We start from the raw sequence: 19,003 nt of genomic DNA, 5'->3' as shown, positions 1-19,003 counted from the left end.
CAGCTCACTGAATTCTGAGATCATTTGAGTATGGCAAGCCCGATTCCAGACCACTTTGTACCCCAAAACATTCTGCTAATTAAGCTGCGCCATCATGGTGATATGCTGCTGACCACCCCTGCGATTAATGCTCTCCGGCAGCGTTATCCGCAGGCCAATATCGACGTTCTGCTCTACAAAGAAACGCGCCCGATGCTGGAAGCGCACCCCGCCATACGTCAGCTGCATATTATCGATCGTAACTGGAAAAAAGAGGGCGGATGGCAGAAGTTACGCCATGAGATGGCGCTGATTTCAGCGGTACGGACCTGTCATTATGACCTGGTGATCAATCTCGCCGATCAGTGGCGCAGTGCCATCATCACCGCCTTTTCCGGCGCTCCGGTACGTATTGGTTTCGCCTTTAACAAACGCGATAATGCATTCTGGCGCTGGTGCCATAACCAGCTGGTCAGCACCGCCGACCACGGAACATTACACACCGTAGAACAGAATATGTCGGCGCTGGCTCCGCTCGGCATCAATGCCGCAGGCGCTACAGCCTCGATGCATTTCAGCGCCGCCGACCAGCAAAAAGTGCAGCAGATGCTGGCTCAGCATCAGGTCAGCACGTCTTATGTGGTGGTACAGCCCACTTCTCGCTGGGAATTCAAATGCTGGGATGATGAGAAAGTCGCTCAGATGATCGACACGCTGGCTGCTGACGGCCACACCATCGTGCTAACCGCTGCACCGGATAAAAAAGAGCTGGCGATGATTGAACGTATTCAGTCGCTGTGTCAGAACGACAACATCGTGTCGCTGGCTGGCCAGTTCTCTTTACCTCAGTTGGCTGCGTTAATCGCGGGTGCCCGGCTGTTTATTGGCGTCGATTCTGCACCAATGCATATGGCTGCGGCGCTACAGACGCCCTGCCTGGCGCTGTTCGGTCCGACGAAATTGCAGTTCTGGCGTCCCTGGGGTAATAACAATCGCGTCATCTGGGCCGGTGATTATGGCCCCCTGCCTGACCCTGACTCGATCAATACCAAAACCGACCAGCGTTATTTGTCGGCGATTCCGGTTGCAGATGTCGTCGCCGCCGCAAGGAGCTTTTTGCATGACTAAGTTACGCCTGGCGATTGTCCGCCAGAAGTATCGTCCGGATGGCGGTGCCGAGCGTTTTATCTCACGCGCGCTGGAAGCCCTCGACAGTGAACAACTCGATCTGAATATCATCACCCGCAGCTGGCAGGGCACGCCCAATCCGGCATGGCATCTGCATATTTGTAATCCGGCAAAATTCGGGCGAATTTCACGCGAGCGGGGCTTTGCCCGGGCGGCACGAGCCTGCTGGGAGCGGGAGAAGTTTGATATTGTGCAGAGCCATGAGCGCATTGCCGGATGCGATATCTTTCGCGCCGGGGATGGCGTACACCGTGTCTGGCTGGAGCAGCGGACGCGCATCGTCTCAGGCTGGCAGCGGCTGAGCGCCACGTTAAGCCCCTATCATCGTTATGTGTTACAGGCGGAAAGTGAGATGTTCAATGCACCGTCGCTAAAGGCGGTGATTTGTAACTCGGAGATGGTGAAGCAGGACATTTTGCGTTGTTTTACGCTGGATGCCCGCAAGATTCATGTCATTCACAACGCGATTGATAGCCAGCGCTTTCAGCCCGCGACCGAAGCGCAACGCCACGCATCACGCCAGCAGCTGAATCTGCCGCAGGATGCCACGGTGATGATTTACGTCGGCTCCGGTTTTGAACGCAAAGGGTTAAAGGCAGCGATTGAAGCGGTTGCACGTAGCGATCGCTACCTGATTGTGGTCGGCCAGGACAAACAGCTGACGCGGTATCAACAGCTGGCGAATCAGCTGAACTGTCTCGATCGTTTGCGTTTTGTTGGTGTGCAGCAGGATGTGCAGCCGTTTTACCATGCCGCCGATGCGCTGTTGTTGCCAACGCTCTATGATCCCTTTCCGAATGTGGTGCTGGAAGCGATGGCCTGTGGCCTGGCGGTGATTACCAGTACGGGCTGCGGTGGTGCCGAATTTATCCAGGCAGGTCAGGAAGGCTTCGTCTGTGATGCTTTGGATATCAAGGCATTAAATGAGGCGGTGCTGGCGATACCTTCCCTTTCGCAGAATTCCACGCTGGGTGAGGCCGCACGCCGCAGAATTGAACCTTATGGTCCAAAACGTCTGGCACAGGCGTTGACCTCGCTTTATCAGCAAGTGTTACAGCCGGTTTGATGAAGTGGTATGAGCAGGCACCCGGTTTCTGATAACATGCCGCCATCTTGATTTCTTATGCTTTTTGACGCGAACCTGTCGTAACGATAACTATGACGACTCTATACACAGCCCTGCTCTATCTGATCCAGCCTTTTATCTGGCTGCGCCTGTGGCTGCGCGGTCGAAAAGCCCCGGCCTATCGTAAGCGCTGGGCGGAACGCTATGGCTATTGCAGTGGCAAGGTCGAGCCGAACGGTATTGTGCTGCATTCCGTCTCGGTGGGAGAAACCCTCGCCGCCGTTCCGCTGGTGCGTGCGCTGCGTCATCGCTATCCGACCCTGCCGATCACCGTCACCACCATGACCCCGACGGGTTCAGAGCGCGCACAATCGGCATTTGGTAAAGACGTGCATCACGTCTACCTGCCGTACGATCTGCCGGGCGCCATCAATCGCTTCCTTGATACGGTCAACCCACGGCTGGTGATCATCATGGAAACTGAGCTGTGGCCGAACATTATTCGTATTCTGCATCAGCGCCAGATTCCGCTGGTGATTGCCAACGCACGCCTGTCCGAACGCTCCGCCAAAGGCTACAAGAAGCTGGGTGGCTTTATGCGCGACCTGCTGCAAAGTATCACGCTGATTGCTGCGCAGAATGAGGAAGATGGTGACCGTTTTCTCAGCCTTGGGTTGAAGCGCTCGCATCTCGCGGTGACCGGTAGCCTGAAGTTTGATATTTCCGTCACACCAGAACTGGCTGCCAAAGCTGTCACACTGCGTCGTCAGTGGGCACCGCGTCGTCCGGTATGGATCGCCACCAGCACCCACGATGGTGAAGAAGCGATTGTGCTTGATGCGCATCGTCGTCTGCTGGCGCAGTTCCCTGATTTGCTGCTGATTCTGGTGCCACGTCATCCGGAACGTTTTAAAGATGCCTGTGAACTGACGCAAAAACGCGGTTTCAGCTTTACATTGCGCAGCAGCGGCGAAATCCCATCCAGCGCTACCCAGGTAGTGATTGGCGATACCATGGGCGAACTGATGCTGCTGTACGGCATTGCCGATCTGGCCTTTGTTGGCGGCAGCCTGGTGGAACGTGGTGGGCATAATCCACTCGAACCCGCTGCTCACGCTATTCCCGTCCTGATGGGGCCGCACATCTGGAACTTCAAAGATATCTGCGCCAGGCTGCAACAGGCCGAGGGGCTGATTACGGTTACTGATGTCGTGTCGCTGGAGAAAGAGGTCGCCAACCTGCTACAGGATGATGACTACCGCCGTTATTATGGCCGCCACGCGGTGGAAGTGCTGCACCAAAACCAGGGCGCATTACAGCGTCTGCTACAGTTACTCGAACCCCATTTACCGCCGCGAGCCCACTAATGTCGCAACGCCAACGCCTCTCCGTGGTAATGATCGCTAAAAATGAAGCTGCATTGCTGCCGGAGGCACTGGCCTCCGTTAGCTGGGCGGATGAGATCATTGTGCTGGATTCCGGTAGCCATGATGCGACCGCAGACGTCGCCCGCCAGCACGGTGCGCAGGTTTATCAGGCCGAAGCCTGGGCCGGGTTTGGCAAACAACGTCAGCGTGCACAGGCGAAAGCCAGCGGCGATATGATTCTGATGATCGATGCCGATGAGCGTGTCACCGCGCCGCTGCGCAGTGCTATCGAGCAGGTTCTGCAACAACCTCCGGCAAACACCGTTTATAGCCTGAGCCGCAGCAACCTGTTTCTTGGCCGTTTTATGCGCCATAGTGGCTGGTATCCGGATCGCGTGATGCGTCTCTATCCACGCCATCTGAGCTACAACGACAATCTGGTGCATGAGTCGCTGGAAACCCAGGGCGCACCCGTGGTCGTCCTGCCGGGTGATTTACAGCATCTCACCTGCCGCGATTTAGTGGCGTTCCAGCGTAAGCAGCTGAATTATGCCGAAGCCTGGGCGCAGGAGCGTTTTCAGCGTGGTAAACGGTGCGGGCTGTTCTCCATCTTTAGCCATACATTGGGCGCCTTCCTGAAAACCCTGCTGCTACGTGCAGGTTTTCTTGATGGTAAACAAGGCTGGATTCTGGCGGTGGTCAACGCACAGTATACCTTCAACAAATATTCGGCGCTCTGGGCGCTCCATCACACCTCAACACAAGGCCGCGTATGAGCACCAAAGCGATTTACCCCGGCACTTTCGATCCCTTTACTCTCGGCCATATGGATATTGTCACGCGCGCAGCACAGATGTTTGACCACATCGTGGTCGCGATTGCCGCCAGCCCGAGTAAAAAACCGCTGTTCAGCCTTGATGAGCGTGTTGATATGGCACGCCAGGTCACGGCCCATCTGGGTAATGTTGAGGTGATTGGTTTCAGCGACCTGATGGCAAACTTTGCCAAAGCGCAGCAGGCTAACGTGCTGGTACGTGGTCTGCGAGCGGTGTCTGATTTCGAATATGAGCTACAGCTGGCGCAGATGAATCGCCATCTGCTCCCCACCCTCGAAAGCGTGTTTTTGATGCCGTCGGAAGGGTTCTCGTTTGTCTCTTCTTCGCTGGTCAAAGAAGTGGCGCGTCACCAGGGAGATGTGCAGGCATTTCTGCCTGCCGTGGTCCATCAGGCGCTGCTCAGCAAGCTGGCGCAGCCTTAATGCTGGCAGCGCGGACACCAGAAGGTGCTGCGTTGCCCATGCTTCCCACTGACGATTGGCGTGCCACAGACACGGCATGGCTCGCCAGCCCGACCATATACCTGTAATTCCTGAGCAAAATAACCGGGCTTACCGTCGGTTTGCAGGAAATCACGCAGCGTGGTGCCGCCCTGTTCAATCGAACGCAGCAACACAGCCTTAATGGTATTTGCCAGCAGCATGGCTTCTTCTTTGCTCAGACTCATGGCCGGACGATCGGGAATGATCCCGGCAGTGAACAACGATTCGCTGGCGTAAATATTACCGACGCCCACCACTACTTTGTTATCCATCAGCCACTGCTTAATCACCGTGCGTTTGCCACGCGATTTTTCAAACAGATAGTCGCCATCAAAATCATCGCTCAGCGGTTCAGGGCCGAGATGCGCCAGTACACTGCTGCCCGCTAAGTCGTTACTCCACAGCCAGGCACCAAAACGGCGTGGATCGGTGTAGCGCAGCACTTTGCCGTTGCTCATCACCAAATCAACGTGGTCATGTTTCGCTGCGGGCATTTCGCCAGGCAACATACGCAGGCTACCGGACATGCCAAGGTGAATGATGATCCAACCAGTGGGCAACTCCAGCAGCAGATATTTCGCGCGACGCTGCACGCTCAGAACCGGCTGGTCGCTCAGCGCGTGGATTTCACTGGAAACCGGCCAGCGCAGACGGGAATTGCGTACGACGGCATGCAGAATGGTTTCGCCCACCATGTGGGGCTCGATACCGCGTCGGCTGGTTTCTACCTCTGGTAATTCAGGCATCTCATCTCCTCAACGAACCGCAGAAACAAAAAACCCGGCCGAAGCCGGGTTTTTCGCAGAACACTAAAATTACTTAATTTTAGCTTCTTTGTAGATCACGTGCTGACGTACAACCGGATCGAACTTTTTCAGTTCCAGTTTCTCAGGTTTAGTACGTTTGTTCTTCGTGGTGGTATAGAAGTGACCTGTACCAGCAGAGGAAACCAGCTTGATCTTCTCACGAATACCTTTAGCCATGATTCAGTTCCTTAGTACTTCTCACCACGGGCGCGGATTTCGGCCAGAACCGTATCGATGCCCTTCTTATCAATAACACGCATACCTTTAGCAGATACACGCAGAGTAACGAAGCGCTTCTCGCTCTCAACCCAGAAACGGTGTGAGTGCAGGTTCGGCAGGAAACGGCGTTTCGTCGCGTTCAATGCGTGGGAACGGTTGTTACCGGTCACCGGACGCTTTCCAGTTACCTGGCAGACTCGTGACATGTCTATTCTCCAAAAATCAAATCAGCTCGAGCTTTAAAAACATAGGTTTTGGCCGCCTCGTCAGGCCTTAGCCCGCCCAGGCGAGTTCCATGTGAACCCGCTAAGCTGGCCCAAACGCCAAACCCGAGATTCTCAAAGGTGGCGTAGTATACGCCGGTCAGCGCTGGTGCTCAAGTCCCGAACAAATAAAGATCCCTCTGGATCGGGTAAAAACACACCGTTTCTTCAAGTTTAGCGCCCAAAATTACAGCCAGCCACGCTCAGCAAAAGAGATAAACTCGCCGTGACCGATCACCAGATGATCAAGCAATCGGATATTCAGCAACGAACACGCTCTGGTGATTCTTTCGGTAATTTCACGGTCAGCCCGGCTGGGTTCGGCAGAACCGGAGGGGTGATTATGCGCCAGAATCACCGCAGCCGCGTTGAGTTTTAGCGCCTCACGTACAATTTCGCGAGGGTGGACTTCAACGCTGCTTATCGAACCGGAAAACATTTTCTGCGCCTGCAATACACGGTGCTGATTATCGAGAAAAAGTACCATAAAGATTTCTCGTTCCTGATGTGCCAGCACACTTTGCAGATAGTGATGCGTGACCTGAGGATTATCCATCACATTTTCACGCGCCAGCTGGCTGGCAAAAAAACGCCTGGCCGTCTCAGCCACTGCCTGAAGCTGCGCCATCTTGGCCATACCAACACCCTTAACACCTGCCATCTCCTCTTTGCTGGCACTCATAATGCCGTACAGAGAGCCAAATTCATTCAGCATCTGCCGCGCCAACAGCATCACGCTGACGCCACATGAACCGGTACGCAAAAAAATCGCCAGCAGTTCCTCATCATCTAATGCTTCAGCCCCATGTAACGCCAGCTTCTCTCGTGGTGCCAGTTCCATTTTCACCTCCTCTCCCCTGCATAGCGACTATCCTGCTTGCCAGGCACAATGAAAACCAGAGAGTTAAAGACGTTTTCAGAGCCGCCTCGCAAAGGCCGCAGGCAGTGGAAAAGGGGACCCGGCGATTTTGTGGTAAAGTTGCTGCATCTGTCGTGCCGGGCCACGGCAACCTGCTTTGAGTTGAGGCGATTAAAATGACGGGATTAGCTGGAAAGAAAATTCTGCTGGGTGTCAGTGGCGGCATCGCCGCTTATAAAGCGCCGGAATTGGTGCGACGCTTGCGCGATCGCGGTGCCGATGTGCGTGTGATGATGACGGAGGCGGCCAAAGCCTTTATCACGCCACTCAGCCTGCAAGCGGTGTCCGGTTATCCGGTGTTTGACGATCTGCTCGACCCGGCGGCTGAGGCCGCGATGGGCCATATCGAGCTGGCAAAATGGGCAGACCTGATTGTGCTGGCCCCCGCCACCGCCGATCTGATTGCCCGCGTTACCGCAGGCATGGCTAATGACCTGGTGACCACCACCTGTCTGGCGACGGCGGCCCCCATCGCGGTGGTACCCGCCATGAACCAGCAAATGTATCGCGCTGCCGTGACTCAGGAGAATCTGCAACGTCTGCATGCGCGTGGCGTACTGATTTGGGGGCCAGACAGCGGCAGCCAGGCTTGTGGCGATATCGGCCCTGGCCGCATGCTCGACCCGTTGGCCATTGTGGCACATGCGCTGGAATGGGCGTCGCCCGTCAACGATCTGCAACATCTCAACATTATGATCACCGCCGGCCCGACCCGTGAGGCGCTGGATCCGGTACGCTACATCACCAATCACAGCTCGGGCAAAATGGGTTTTGCCATTGCTGCAGCAGCGGCAAAACGTGGCGCGAAAGTGACGCTGGTGGCCGGACCGGTTTCGCTGCCGACGCCGGCATGGGTGCAACGTGTTGATGTCACCACCGCTCAGGAGATGGAGGCGGCGGTGATGGCGCAAATCAGCCAACAACATATTTTCATTGCCAGCGCAGCCGTGGCAGACTACCGGGCGGCAAATATTGCCGCGGAGAAAATCAAAAAACAGGGTGGCGATGATAACGTCACGCTGCAACTGGTGAAGAACCCCGACATCGTGGCCGGTGTGGCAGCACTTAAAGCAGGGCGACCTTATGTCGTCGGGTTTGCCGCCGAAACCCGTAATGTGGAAGAATACGCGCGGCAAAAACGGGTACGAAAAAATCTCGACCTGATTTGCGCCAACGATGTGGCAAAAGCGGGCCAGGGGTTCAATAGCGACACCAATGCTCTTCACCTTTTTTGGCAGGAAGGAGAGAAAGTCTTACCGCTCAGTGATAAGACGCTCCTTGGCCAACAATTATTAGACGAGATTGTCAGCCGTTATGATGAAAAAAATCGACGTTAAGATTCTTGATGCGCGTGTGGGAACCGAGTTTCCACTGCCAACTTATGCAACCTCGGGTTCAGCCGGACTGGATTTACGCGCCTGTCTGGATGAAGCGCTGGAAATCACCCCAGGCAGCACCGTGCTGGTGCCAACCGGCCTCGCCATCCATATTGGCGATCCCAGCCTTGCCGCGGTGATTCTGCCACGCTCCGGCCTCGGTCATAAGCATGGCATCGTGCTGGGTAACCTGGTCGGTCTGATCGACTCAGATTACCAGGGGCAACTGATGGTTTCGGTATGGAACCGTGGTCAGGACAGCTTCACTCTCCAGCCGGGCGACCGTCTGGCCCAGCTGGTATTCGTGCCCGTGGTTCAGGCTGAATTCAATCTGGTGGAAGATTTTGACGCCAGCGTGCGTGGCGCGGGCGGCTTCGGTCACTCTGGCCGTCAGTAACACGCGCTTTTCGCTCACGCCTCTGCCCTTTTTTCTTTTCCGCTCTGTGTGCACTGGACACCGGGCAGAAGTGTGAGTGTTGCCTGTTTTTGGTGAATTTCAGGGGTCTTGAAGGTCATGGCAGAAAAAAAGGTCGCGAAACGGAACCGACGCGAAGAAATTTTGCAGGCACTGGCGCAAATGCTGGAGTCAAGCGATGGCAGCCAGCGTATCACCACCGCGAAACTGGCGGCGAATGTAGGCGTTTCTGAAGCGGCGCTTTATCGTCACTTTCCCAGCAAAACGCGTATGTTTGACAGCCTGATCGAGTTTATTGAAGACAGCCTGATTACGCGCATCAATCTGATCCTGAAAGATGAAAAAGAAACGGAAGCACGCCTGCGTTTAATCGTGCAACTGATTCTGGGATTTGGTGAGCGTAATCCAGGGCTGACGCGTATTCTGACGGGCCACGCGCTGATGTTTGAACAGGATCGCCTGCAGGGGCGCATCAATCAGCTGTTCGAACGTATTGAAGTGCAGCTGCGTCAGGTGATGAAAGAGAAGAAGATGCGTGATGGCGAGGGCTTCCAGACCGATGAAACCCTGCTTGCCAGCCAGCTACTGGCCTTTTGCGAAGGGTTGCTGTCGCGCTATGTTCGCTCTGAATTTCGCTATCGCCCCACGGCGGATTTTGATATCCGCTGGCCGTTGCTGGCGGCGCAACTGGTTTAAACCTGGCTCATACCGTAGCGGCGCAATTTATTGCGCATCCTTGCAAAAACCGCGCGATAAATCGCGCCGCTACGGATGATTAAATCCCGTACTCTTTACGATACGCACGCACCTTCGCCAGGTGGTCCGCCATCTCCGGTTTCTCTTCCAGATAATCAATTAACTCGGCCAGAGTAATAATCGCCGTCACCTTACAGCCATAATCGCGTTCCACTTCCTGAATCGCGGAGATATCGCTGCGGCCTCGCTCCTGGCGATCAAGGGAAATCAGCACACCAGCCAGGGTGGCGTTGTGAGCATTGATGATATCCATGGATTCACGAATCGCGGTACCGGCGGTGATAACGTCATCCACCAGCATCACTTTCCCCTGCAACGGGCTACCAACCAGCAAACCACCTTCGCCGTGATCTTTCGCTTCTTTGCGGTTAAAGCAGTAAGGCACATCGCGGTCATGGTGATCGGCCAGCGCGACGGCCGTGGTCGTGGCAATCGGGATGCCTTTGTAGGCCGGGCCAAACAGCAGGTCAAAATCAACCCCACCGTCCACCAGCGCCTGAGCGTAAAAACGGCCTAATAACGCCAAATCGCGCCCGGTATTAAACAGACCGGCATTGAAGAAATAAGGACTTTTGCGCCCCGATTTCAGGGTAAACTCACCAAACTTCAATACCCCTTTGTTCAGGGCGAACTCAATAAACTGACGCTGCCAGGCTTTCATTTCTCACTCCTCAAATAAAGAAAAGGCGACTCTGTGGTCGCCTGTTACATCAATCTGCTAATGCCGCTTTCTGCGTCTGAATCAGCTGCTCAATCCCGCCGCGCGCCAGCGCCAGCAACTCCAGCAACTCTTCATGACTGAACGGCTCGCCTTCTGCGGTACCCTGCACTTCAATCATGCGGCCATCTTCCAGCATCACCACGTTCATATCGGTCTCGGCGGCGGAGTCTTCCACGTACTCAAGATCGCAACGGGCTTCGCCTTCAACGATGCCAACAGAAATGGCGGCAACCATGCCTTTTAACGGGCTGGCTTTCAGTTTGCCATCGGCCACCAGCTTATTCAGCGCATCAGCCAATGCCACACAGGCACCGGTAATGGACGCGGTGCGCGTGCCACCGTCAGCCTGAATCACGTCACAATCCAGCGTGATGGTGTATTCGCCCAGCGCCTGCAAATCCACTGCAGCACGCAGTGAACGGGCGATCAGACGCTGAATCTCCAGCGTGCGACCCCCCTGCTTACCTTTGGCCGCTTCACGCGCCATACGGCTGTGAGTAGAACGCGGCAGCATACCGTATTCGGCTGTTACCCAGCCCTGCCCCTGACCTTTGAGGAAACGCGGTACGCCTTCGTCAACGGTGGCAGTGCACAGCACTTTGGTTTCGCCGAACTCAACAAGAACCGAGCCTTCGGCATGTTTGGTATAGTGACGAGTGAGGGTGACGGGACGCACCTGGTTGACGTGTCGGCCTGCTGGACGCATGGTTTCTCTCCGGCTTACTTAGGTTTGGCTGCGCATTATACGGACTTCCTCCGCGGCTGTCCTGTCCTGCGGCGGCACAATCACAGATGAAATTCTGCCCGCACTGTGGCTAAATGCGCGCTTTCCCTCTTAAAAAAAGATAAATGATGACAGCGATACTCCATTTCCTGCTGGCGCTGGTGGTGATCTTTGCCCTCGCGCTGCTGGTCAGTCATGACCGCAAACAAATTCGTCCGCGTTTTATTATTCAATTGCTGCTGGTGGAAGCAGCGCTGGGCTGGTTTTTCCTGCACTCCGCCAGTGGCCTGGCGGTGGTTAGCTCCGTCGGTGGCTTCTTCGAAACCCTGCTGACGTTCGCCGCACAGGGCAGCGATTTCGTGTTTGGTGGCATGAGCAAACAGGGCCTCGCATTTATTTTCCTCGGCGTACTTTGCCCGATTGTGTTTATTTCTGCGCTGATCGGCATTCTGCAACACTGGCGCATTCTGCCGCTGCTGATTCGCCTGGTGGGCACCCTGCTGTCGAAGGTCAACGGCATGGGCAAGCTGGAATCTTTCAATGCTGTCAGCACATTGATTCTGGGCCAGTCAGAAAACTTCATCGCCTATAAAGGCATCCTGGGCGATATTTCCGCACCCCGCCTCTACACCATGGCAGCAACGGCAATGTCTACCGTGTCGCTCTCCATCGTTGGCGCGTATATGACGATGATCGAGGCAAAATACGTCGTTGCCGCGCTGCTGCTGAATATGTTCAGTACCTTTATCATCCTGTCGATCATCAACCCAACGCGTGCCCAGGACGAAGAACATATCGCACTGGATAAATTGCATGAGGATCAGAGTTTCTTTGAAATGCTGGGCGAATACATTCTCGCTGGTTTCAAAGTCGCGATGATTATTCTGGCGATGCTGATTGGCTTTATTGCGCTGATTGCTGCCGTGAACGCGCTGTTCGCCGCCGTATTTGGCTACAGCTTCCAGCAGTTACTCGGTTATGTGTTTTATCCGTTTGCCTGGTTGATCGGCATTCCATCGGCCGATGCTTTGCAGGCAGCCAGCATCATGGCGACCAAACTGGTGGCGAATGAGTTTGTGGCTATGATCGAGTTGAAGAAAGTAGCTGCAGAGATGACGCCACGCGGTCTGGGGATTTTGTCGGTGTTCCTGGTATCGTTCGCTAACTTTGCCTCAATCGGTATTGTCGCCGGTGCGATTAAAGGGCTGAACGAAGCGCAGGGTAATGTTGTATCGCGGTTTGGCTGGAAACTGGTATACGGTTCAACGCTGGTCAGTTTGCTTTCGGCGGCCTTTGCCGGATTGTTTATCTGATAAATAATGGCGACCCTGAGTCGCCATTTTCTTAGAAGCCAACGCAAACCAGGCCATCAACACGCATCACCGATTCCTGACTGAAGCGTTTTTTGTAGATATCGCGCAATGCGTTGATGTTGTCTGAGCTGGCGCGATCTGGCGTATGAATCAGCATCAGCGCTTTGCTGTTTTCACGCGCCAGCTTGCCATTCTCCCCCAGCCACTGTCCTTTCGCGTTATAGACTGAGAGCCCATCTTTGAAACGCGGCGTCACATCACTATCGACAAAGTGTTGCCACTCCTGCTCACTCACCGTTCCCCCCTGTGGCTTACTCATGCCGAACCACAATGTGGTCTGCATCATCATGTCACCACCGGCACAAACCGGCATTGGCGTACTGGTCGGTGCCGATTGCGTTATTGTGGTGGGATGTGTCTGGCAGCCTGCCAGCAGCAATGCCAATGCAAAAGATGTGATAAATTTTGTTGCCATACAGATTTCCCTGAACTGAATGCCCGTCGCTATCATAGGTCTCTGGTACGAAAAGGCCAGCGCTTAGCGCCTGTATTGCAGGCTTTTACCTGTCATGCCAAAGCGTACCTCGCTATAATTCACTAAATTTTCTTCACACGAGTATCGCTTATGATCCGTAGTATGACCGCTTATGCACGTCGCGAAGCCAAAGGCCACTGGGGCAGCGCCGCCTGGGAGCTACGTTCCGTTAACCAGCGCTACCTTGAAACCTACATCCGCCTGCCGGAGCAGTTCCGCAGCCTGGAGCCAGTGATTCGCGAGCGCATCCGCAATCGGCTGACGCGCGGCAAGATCGAGTGCAACCTGCGTTTCGATGCCGATCCAGGTTCACAAGGCGAACTGATTCTGAACGAATCGCTGGCAAAACAGCTGGTTCAGGCGGCTAACTGGGTCAAATTGCAGAGTGATGAAGGTGCAATCAATCCGCTGGATATCCTGCGCTGGCCGGGCGTGATGTCCGCCAAAGAGCAGGATCTCGACGCCATCAATGCTGAACTGCTGGCGGCACTGGACGGTGCGCTGGATGACTTTATCACCGCACGTGAAACAGAAGGCGCTGCGCTGAAAACGTTGATCGAACAACGTCTTGATGGCGTAAACCAGGAAGTCAGCAAAGTACGGACGCAAATGCCGGAAGTACTGAAGTGGCAGCGCGAGCGTCTGGTCACCAAACTGGAAGAAGCCGAAGTCCAGCTGGAAAACAATCGTCTGGAGCAGGAACTGGTGATGATGGCACAGCGCATTGATGTGGCTGAAGAACTGGATCGCCTCGATGCACACGTAAAAGAAACGTTCAACATCCTGAAGAAGAAGGAAGCGGTTGGCCGTCGCCTCGACTTTATGATGCAGGAGTTCAACCGCGAATCGAATACGCTGGCATCAAAATCAATTAATGCGGATATCACAGCCTCCGCGATTGAGCTGAAAGTGTTGATTGAGCAGATGCGTGAGCAGATTCAGAATATCGAATAAGAAATTACAGAGATTTAATCGCTAAAACCCACTTTTTAGTGGGTTTTATATTTTTAATAAAACAAACAACAATACCTGATAGACAAAATAAAAATCAAAGGCAGATATATTCTCTCATTCCACCCGAAATGATGCACGACTGATAAATTCATGACAAACTCATGAACCAACAAAATAAAATTGATTATTGAAATTAACGGAAATGTCCTTACACCACGGAAATCTGGCCCCACAGGTATTAGTAGAACATTTTACCACGCATCATATTCAGAAAAACATCAAGGTAATTAACAAACTCACAACCCTTGCTGTACTCTGACACCTGAAATACCATCATAGCTCAAAGATGACTTTCTCATTCACCTGTCAATTCTATTTGTTCTTAACGCGTTTATTAATAAAAAGGAGTTTAAGCATGGCATCAAGCTTATTTATGCGTGTCGATGGTATCAGTGGCGAATCTCAGGATGCAGACCATCAGGGCTGGATCGATATTCTGTATTTCACCTGGGGAGCATCCCAATCTGGCAATATGCATACCGGAGGAGGCGGAGGGGCTGGTAAGGTGAGTTTTAAAGATCTCAGCGTCGTCGCCTACATTGATCGCGCTACACCTCCGCTATTGAAATATTGCGCCAGTGGCAAGCATATCAGCAAAGTGGAAGTGGTCAGCTGTAAGGCAGGTGGAACGCAAATGGAATATTGCCTGATTACCCTGGAGGATGTGCTGGTTACCGATATTAATTTCAGCGGCAGTCAGGGACCAGACGGTATAGCTATGCGCTACGGCTTTCAGGCAGCAAAAATCAATTATGCCTATTGGGAGCAGGCTGCCAACGGCGGGAAAGGCCCGCAGACCTCTACGGGCTGGAACATCAAGGAAAACCGCGAGATCTGAAAAGGAGATTCACGCACATGAACATCCAGATTACCCCAGAATTGCTGCACAGTATCGCTTTGCCCTACAGAAGCAACCTGCAAAAGCGGGACGCCCAGAACGCCAATATTCAGGGACTTGCTCCGGCGATGAACTGCTGGTTTCCAGCTTATAGCATCACAACAAAACTTCGGATAGCACACTTTCTGGCGCAATCCTGTGCGGAAACAGCTGACTTTACCGCCATGACGGAGTACCCCGCGCGTGGCGGTAAAGAATACGAACCTGATACACGGGCCGGACAGCGAGTGGGCAACCACTTTCCCGGTGATGGTCCGAAGTATATCGGCAGAGGGTTACTGCATCTGACCGGGCGCGATAATTACCAGAAATTAAGCCGAATATTAGATGAAAATCTGATTGAATATCCTGAGAGGGTTGCCAGTAATTATTCACTGGCAGTCAGAACCGCTTGTGAATTTTGGGATTCCAAGGAGTTAAATAAACTTGCCGATGCAGATAACTTTGAAAGAATAACTTATCTCGTCAACGGTGGGTATAACGGGAAGGAAGCTCGAGAAAACGCTCTGAAGAGAATTAAAGGCATGCTACATATCTGAAGATAAAGGGACAATGTCCCTTTATCCTTTTACCTGGTCGCAAAATCCTCAGTATGGCCGTCGATCGTATCTGAGATGATATAGATGTTTTCCAAATCAACCCCACAGGCCTGAGCATCCTTATCATCTTCAGGCCAATTTCCTTTAGCCACAGCTGAATAATATTCAGCGATAGCCTTAAAGCCTTTATTTGAATCAACAAGATAATATTGCCTGTATAGATCCATTTTAAGATATTGAACTTTACTGCCACCTTTATCAATGTCTGCCTGCGAATAACCGTTTCTTTTCGCCCGACGATACATCAACCGTTCAGCCTCTTCTTTGCTTATTTTTTCAGAAGACAAACGGGTTACTTTTAATACTGTGCCTTTTTTCACAAGAATATCAGCATATTTCTTATAACCTGAATCATCAGCTGAAAAACTATCCCAAAGCCCTCCGAATATCCTCCCATCCGTATCCCTCGAACAATCCGGCCCGGTGAATACTTTCTCCGCCGCCTGGCCCGTGCCTGAAAGCACCAGCAGCATAGCTATCAACATACCCTTTTTCATTTCCTATAATCCCTCATAGTAGACCGGACTCAAGAATACCATCCACTAACGCGCATTTCTGTGCTCATCGCCCCAAGCTTTATCTGGTCTTTGTGCGAAATCAGCCGTATTTCTATTCGCTAGTCGATTTTTTTTCATCGCGCAACGTAAATAATACGTAAAGATACGTACCCACTCATGTCTTTATGGCACATTTTTTCTCCGCTTCGCTTACGCTAAGAATCACCCGCGCAAGGCATAATTTACTGTAAATTAAGATAAATTTTTATATTCTCACCTGAACTATTCGTGAAAATCCCCTGTTCTATGAATCCGATCAATCATCTGGATTGCAGACTTTAGGTTTCTTTGGGGGCACTATTTGCTAATCTTCCGGTCAAAAGTAAGACTGCTGTACCGCCCTTGGGAACTCATGGACCTGCTTCTTTGTGCGATACATTCACTTATCACATGAAGGCGCTATGAAAAAAACCGGGCAATTCTGCTCTAAACTCCTCCACCCGCGCTACTGGTTTACCTGGTTTGGGCTGGGTGTGTTATGGCTGCTGGTGCAGCTTCCTTATCCGATACTGATTCGTCTTGGCGCTACCGCGGGCAAGCTGTCACGGCGCTTCCTGAAACGCCGCGAGCGCATTACCCGTCGCAACATTGAATTGTGCTTCCCACGCATCAGTGAAGAAGAAAAAGAGATGATGATTGCGGGCAACTTTGCCTCGCTGGGCATGGCGCTGGCGGAAACCGGCATTGCCTGGTTTTGGTCCGACCGCCGGGTGCGTCAGTTGTTCCAGGTCAGTGGCATGGCTAACCTGCATACGGCACAGAACCATAAACGTGGCGTGATGGTTATTGGCGTGCATTTCATGTCGCTGGAGCTGGGAGGTCGCATCACCGGGTTGTGTCAGCCAATGATGGCGATGTACCGCAAGCACAACAATCAGGCGATGGAGTGGGCGCAGACCAAAGGCCGTATGCGTTCCAATAAAGCCATGATTGATCGTCGCGATCTGCGCGGCATGGTGCAGGCGCTGAAACAAGGCGAAGCGGTATGGTTCGCACCGGATCAGGATTACGGTCCGAAGGGCAGCGTGTTTGCTCCTCTGTTCGCCGTAGAGAAAGCCGCCACCACTAACGGTACCTTTGTGCTGTCACGCCTGGCACGTCCGGCGATGCTGACTATCGTGCTAATTCGTAACCCGCACAAAAACGGCTACCAGTTGATCATCCAACCGGAACTGGAAAACTATCCGCATGACGATGAGTCCGCTGCTGCGGCTTACATGAATAAAGTGATCGAGCACGAAATTCTGCGTGCGCCGGAGCAATATCTCTGGCTGCATCGCCGTTTCAAAACCCGCCCACCGGGTGAAGCATCGCTCTACGTCTGATCGAATGCAGCAGGCTGCGGCCTGCTGATTTACCTGCCAAAAACATTTAACAACCATTCTTAACGAAAAACAGGTTTGTCAAATTTTGCACAGCCTTTTGTAATGGTCACCATTTCCTCTTCCTGACCAAACATATGACTCTGTTTTTTTCTTCACCTCGGCAAGCAATGCTCGCAATTGCTGTTGCCAGCGCGCTGCTGGCAGGTTGTGCTAATCCCCATGGCTTACATACCAGCAACCACGTGCTTGATGCCAATAGCTTACAGGCACAAGACACATTGAAAAATGCGCATCTTAGCGCTGCCAACTGGCCGAAAACGCAGTGGTGGCAGAGCTTTGGCGATCCTCAGCTTAATCACCTGATTGGTGATGCGATGGCCTCCAGCCCGGACTTGCAGGTGGTAAACGCCCAGGCTGATAAAGCCAATGCGCAGGTTATTGCCGCCAACGCAGAACGTTACCCGGATGTTGACCTCAACGCCGGTATCACCCGTTCACGCATCGCAAAAGTGGACGATCCACTGCTGCAGGGCAAAAGCTATAGCACGCTGCGCACTGCCAATGTTGGCCTGAGCTACACCTTTGATTTATGGGGCGGGAAGAAAGATGCCGCTGAAGCTGCACTTGGTCAGGCTCGCGCCAGCGAGCTGGATCGTCAGGCCAGTCAGCTAACTCTGGCCGCTAACGTAACGCGCGCCTGGAACAACCTCAATCTGGCCTGGACCAATGCCGACCTGGCAAAACAGGCCGCCGATCGTGCCAACGGCATTGCTAAGATCCAGCAGCAATATGTTGCTGCCGGACTGACGTCGGACTATCAATACAAGCAGGCGCTGTCACAGCAAAAAACCGCCGAAGCAACCCTGACTGAAGCGCAGCAGAACGTGACTGATGCGGGCATACAGCTTTCCATCCTGATCGGCAAAGGGCCGGATTACTGGCATAACCTGAAACCCGCGAAACTGAATGTCCCGACCGCGGCCCTGTTGCCGGGTAGCATTCCCGCCGATTTGCTGGGCCGTCGCCCGGATGTGGTGGCTGCACGCTGGCGTGTAGAAGCATCGGCGAAAGACATTGCCGCGACCAAAACCGAGTTCTATCCCAACATCAACCTGGTGGCGGAAGCCGGGACACGTTCGCTGCTGGGCGATGCCTTGTTCGGTGCACCGAGTCGCTTCTTTAATGTCGGACCCAGCCTGTCCCTGCCGATTTTCGATGCCGGTAAACGCCGCGCTGATTTAGCTGAAAGCAACGCCAACTGGGATCTGGCTGTCGCGCAGTACAACAAGTTGTTGATCAGCTCACTGGGTAATGTCAGCGATACCATCACCCAGTTGCAGTCCATTCAGGACCAGTTGGCCCAGCAGGAAAGCGCCGATCAGCTGATTCACAGTTCCTGGGACGACCTGAATCGTGAATATGCGGCGGGCCTGCGTCCTTATCTTGACGTGCTGACCATTCAGAATCAGTTAATCGAATCTGACCAGAAGCTGGCTGCGCTGAAAGCTCAGCAGATCAATCTGGCGGTGGTGTTGATAGAAGATCTGGGTGGCGGGTTCCAGAACAGCGAGACTGCACCACACAGTTAAGCGCATGACTGGCATTCTGCCGCGCGATGATGAATGATGGTCCGCTCAGTGGATTA

General features: G+C 53.3%; 22 protein-coding genes. 14 read left to right on the top strand and 8 right to left on the bottom strand.

Annotated features, from left to right (window positions below; genetic code table 11):
- The first annotated feature begins 30 nt into the window (after nt 1-30).
- The 5 genes from rfaQ to coaD all read left to right on the top strand — a co-directional run bounded on the left by rfaQ (nt 31) and on the right by coaD (nt 4,858).
- On the top strand, nt 31-1,107 hold the full coding sequence (rfaQ, locus tag RCF31_RS13395; protein WP_416411158.1) for a putative lipopolysaccharide heptosyltransferase III: 1,077 nt from the start codon (nt 31-33) through the stop codon (nt 1,105-1,107).
- On the top strand, nt 1,100-2,233 hold the full coding sequence (locus tag RCF31_RS13390; RefSeq protein ID WP_416411157.1) for a glycosyltransferase family 4 protein: 1,134 nt from the start codon (nt 1,100-1,102) through the stop codon (nt 2,231-2,233). The genes rfaQ and RCF31_RS13390 overlap by 8 nt, the downstream gene beginning before the upstream one ends.
- A 92-nt stretch (nt 2,234-2,325) precedes the next feature.
- Entirely contained in the window at nt 2,326-3,600 is a 1,275-nt protein-coding gene (gene waaA / locus RCF31_RS13385; protein WP_313681771.1) for a lipid IV(A) 3-deoxy-D-manno-octulosonic acid transferase, read from the top strand.
- Entirely contained in the window at nt 3,600-4,376 is a 777-nt protein-coding gene (locus tag RCF31_RS13380; RefSeq protein WP_416411156.1) for a glycosyltransferase family 2 protein, read from the top strand. Before waaA ends, RCF31_RS13380 begins: the two co-directional genes overlap by 1 nt.
- Nucleotides 4,373-4,858, top strand: a complete 486-nt coding sequence (gene coaD, locus RCF31_RS13375) for a pantetheine-phosphate adenylyltransferase (RefSeq protein WP_299448554.1) — start codon at nt 4,373-4,375, stop codon at nt 4,856-4,858. The genes RCF31_RS13380 and coaD overlap by 4 nt, the downstream gene beginning before the upstream one ends.
- Here the strand turns inward: coaD and mutM are convergent.
- The 4 genes from mutM to radC form a co-directional block, all read right to left on the bottom strand.
- On the bottom strand, nt 4,855-5,664 hold the full coding sequence (gene mutM / locus RCF31_RS13370; RefSeq protein WP_299448556.1) for a bifunctional DNA-formamidopyrimidine glycosylase/DNA-(apurinic or apyrimidinic site) lyase: 810 nt from the start codon (nt 5,662-5,664) through the stop codon (nt 4,855-4,857). The two genes, coaD and mutM, sit on opposite strands and share 4 nt — an antisense overlap.
- 69 nt (nt 5,665-5,733) lie before the next feature.
- On the bottom strand, nt 5,734-5,901 hold the full coding sequence (gene rpmG, locus RCF31_RS13365) for a 50S ribosomal protein L33 (RefSeq protein ID WP_001051798.1): 168 nt from the start codon (nt 5,899-5,901) through the stop codon (nt 5,734-5,736).
- An 11-nt stretch (nt 5,902-5,912) separates the two neighbouring features.
- Nucleotides 5,913-6,149 carry a 50S ribosomal protein L28 gene (gene rpmB, locus RCF31_RS13360; RefSeq protein WP_013511031.1) on the bottom strand — a complete coding sequence of 79 codons (237 nt, stop codon included), beginning with the start codon at nt 6,147-6,149 and terminating at the stop codon, nt 5,913-5,915.
- A gap of 244 nt (nt 6,150-6,393) precedes the next feature.
- Nucleotides 6,394-7,047 carry a RadC family protein gene (radC, locus tag RCF31_RS13355; RefSeq protein WP_416410953.1) on the bottom strand — a complete coding sequence of 218 codons (654 nt, stop codon included), beginning with the start codon at nt 7,045-7,047 and terminating at the stop codon, nt 6,394-6,396.
- Between the two features lie 194 nt (nt 7,048-7,241).
- Between radC and coaBC the strand changes: the two genes are divergently transcribed.
- The 3 genes from coaBC to slmA all read left to right on the top strand — a co-directional run bounded on the left by coaBC (nt 7,242) and on the right by slmA (nt 9,612).
- Nucleotides 7,242-8,462 carry a bifunctional phosphopantothenoylcysteine decarboxylase/phosphopantothenate--cysteine ligase CoaBC gene (coaBC, locus tag RCF31_RS13350; protein WP_416410951.1) on the top strand — a complete coding sequence of 407 codons (1,221 nt, stop codon included), beginning with the start codon at nt 7,242-7,244 and terminating at the stop codon, nt 8,460-8,462.
- Nucleotides 8,440-8,898, top strand: coding sequence for a dUTP diphosphatase (gene dut, locus RCF31_RS13345; RefSeq protein ID WP_313681761.1), 459 nt, complete (start codon nt 8,440-8,442; stop codon nt 8,896-8,898). Before coaBC ends, dut begins: the two co-directional genes overlap by 23 nt.
- Nucleotides 8,899-9,015: 117 nt before the next feature.
- Nucleotides 9,016-9,612, top strand: a complete 597-nt coding sequence (slmA, locus tag RCF31_RS13340; RefSeq protein ID WP_299449075.1) for a nucleoid occlusion factor SlmA — start codon at nt 9,016-9,018, stop codon at nt 9,610-9,612.
- 79 nt (nt 9,613-9,691) lie between these two features.
- Here the strand turns inward: slmA and pyrE are convergent, their stop codons facing one another.
- Together pyrE and rph are read right to left on the bottom strand one after the other, a co-directional pair.
- Nucleotides 9,692-10,333: an orotate phosphoribosyltransferase gene (gene pyrE, locus RCF31_RS13335; RefSeq protein ID WP_084877978.1), complete on the bottom strand. Its 642-nt coding sequence runs from the start codon at nt 10,331-10,333 to the stop codon at nt 9,692-9,694.
- A gap of 49 nt (nt 10,334-10,382) precedes the next feature.
- Nucleotides 10,383-11,099 (bottom strand): ribonuclease PH, encoded by a 717-nt coding sequence (rph, locus tag RCF31_RS13330; protein WP_084877981.1) that lies wholly within the window; start codon nt 11,097-11,099, stop codon nt 10,383-10,385.
- Nucleotides 11,100-11,245: 146 nt separating this feature from the next.
- On the opposite strand from rph, the gene RCF31_RS13325 reads away from it, so the two are divergent.
- Nucleotides 11,246-12,430, top strand: coding sequence for a NupC/NupG family nucleoside CNT transporter (locus RCF31_RS13325; RefSeq protein WP_310617662.1), 1,185 nt, complete (start codon nt 11,246-11,248; stop codon nt 12,428-12,430).
- 31 nt (nt 12,431-12,461) lie between these two features.
- On the opposite strand, the gene RCF31_RS13320 is transcribed toward RCF31_RS13325, so the two are convergent.
- Nucleotides 12,462-12,905, bottom strand: a complete 444-nt coding sequence (locus RCF31_RS13320) for a DUF3574 domain-containing protein (protein WP_299449081.1) — start codon at nt 12,903-12,905, stop codon at nt 12,462-12,464.
- Between the two features lie 150 nt (nt 12,906-13,055).
- Here RCF31_RS13320 and RCF31_RS13315 point away from each other — a divergent pair, with 150 nt between their 5' ends.
- The 3 genes from RCF31_RS13315 (at nt 13,056) to RCF31_RS13305 (ending at nt 15,416) form a co-directional block, all read left to right on the top strand.
- Nucleotides 13,056-13,919, top strand: a complete 864-nt coding sequence (locus RCF31_RS13315) for a YicC/YloC family endoribonuclease (RefSeq protein WP_416410947.1) — start codon at nt 13,056-13,058, stop codon at nt 13,917-13,919.
- A gap of 415 nt (nt 13,920-14,334) precedes the next feature.
- Nucleotides 14,335-14,817, top strand: a complete 483-nt coding sequence (locus tag RCF31_RS13310; protein WP_416410945.1) for an Hcp family type VI secretion system effector — start codon at nt 14,335-14,337, stop codon at nt 14,815-14,817.
- A 17-nt stretch (nt 14,818-14,834) separates the two neighbouring features.
- Complete coding sequence (locus tag RCF31_RS13305) at nt 14,835-15,416, top strand: glycoside hydrolase family 19 protein (RefSeq protein ID WP_416410943.1); 582 nt, start codon at nt 14,835-14,837, stop codon at nt 15,414-15,416.
- A gap of 29 nt (nt 15,417-15,445) precedes the next feature.
- On the opposite strand, the gene RCF31_RS13300 is transcribed toward RCF31_RS13305, so the two are convergent.
- Nucleotides 15,446-15,973 carry a hypothetical protein gene (locus RCF31_RS13300; RefSeq protein ID WP_416410941.1) on the bottom strand — a complete coding sequence of 176 codons (528 nt, stop codon included), beginning with the start codon at nt 15,971-15,973 and terminating at the stop codon, nt 15,446-15,448.
- Nucleotides 15,974-16,434: 461 nt separating this feature from the next.
- On the opposite strand from RCF31_RS13300, the gene lpxP reads away from it, so the two are divergent.
- Both lpxP and RCF31_RS13290 read left to right on the top strand, forming a co-directional pair.
- Nucleotides 16,435-17,358: a kdo(2)-lipid IV(A) palmitoleoyltransferase gene (lpxP, locus tag RCF31_RS13295; RefSeq protein WP_416410939.1), complete on the top strand. Its 924-nt coding sequence runs from the start codon at nt 16,435-16,437 to the stop codon at nt 17,356-17,358.
- Between the two features lie 167 nt (nt 17,359-17,525).
- Nucleotides 17,526-18,947, top strand: coding sequence for an efflux transporter outer membrane subunit (locus tag RCF31_RS13290; protein WP_416410937.1), 1,422 nt, complete (start codon nt 17,526-17,528; stop codon nt 18,945-18,947).
- Nucleotides 18,948-19,003 lie beyond the last annotated feature (56 nt).

The organism is Pantoea sp. App145 (genome assembly GCF_047947045.1).
In the GTDB taxonomy this organism is placed as follows: Bacteria; Pseudomonadota; Gammaproteobacteria; order Enterobacterales; family Enterobacteriaceae; genus Pantoea.
The sequence above is the reverse complement of the archived record's forward strand: the minus strand, read 5'-3'. Positions and strand labels throughout refer to the sequence as shown.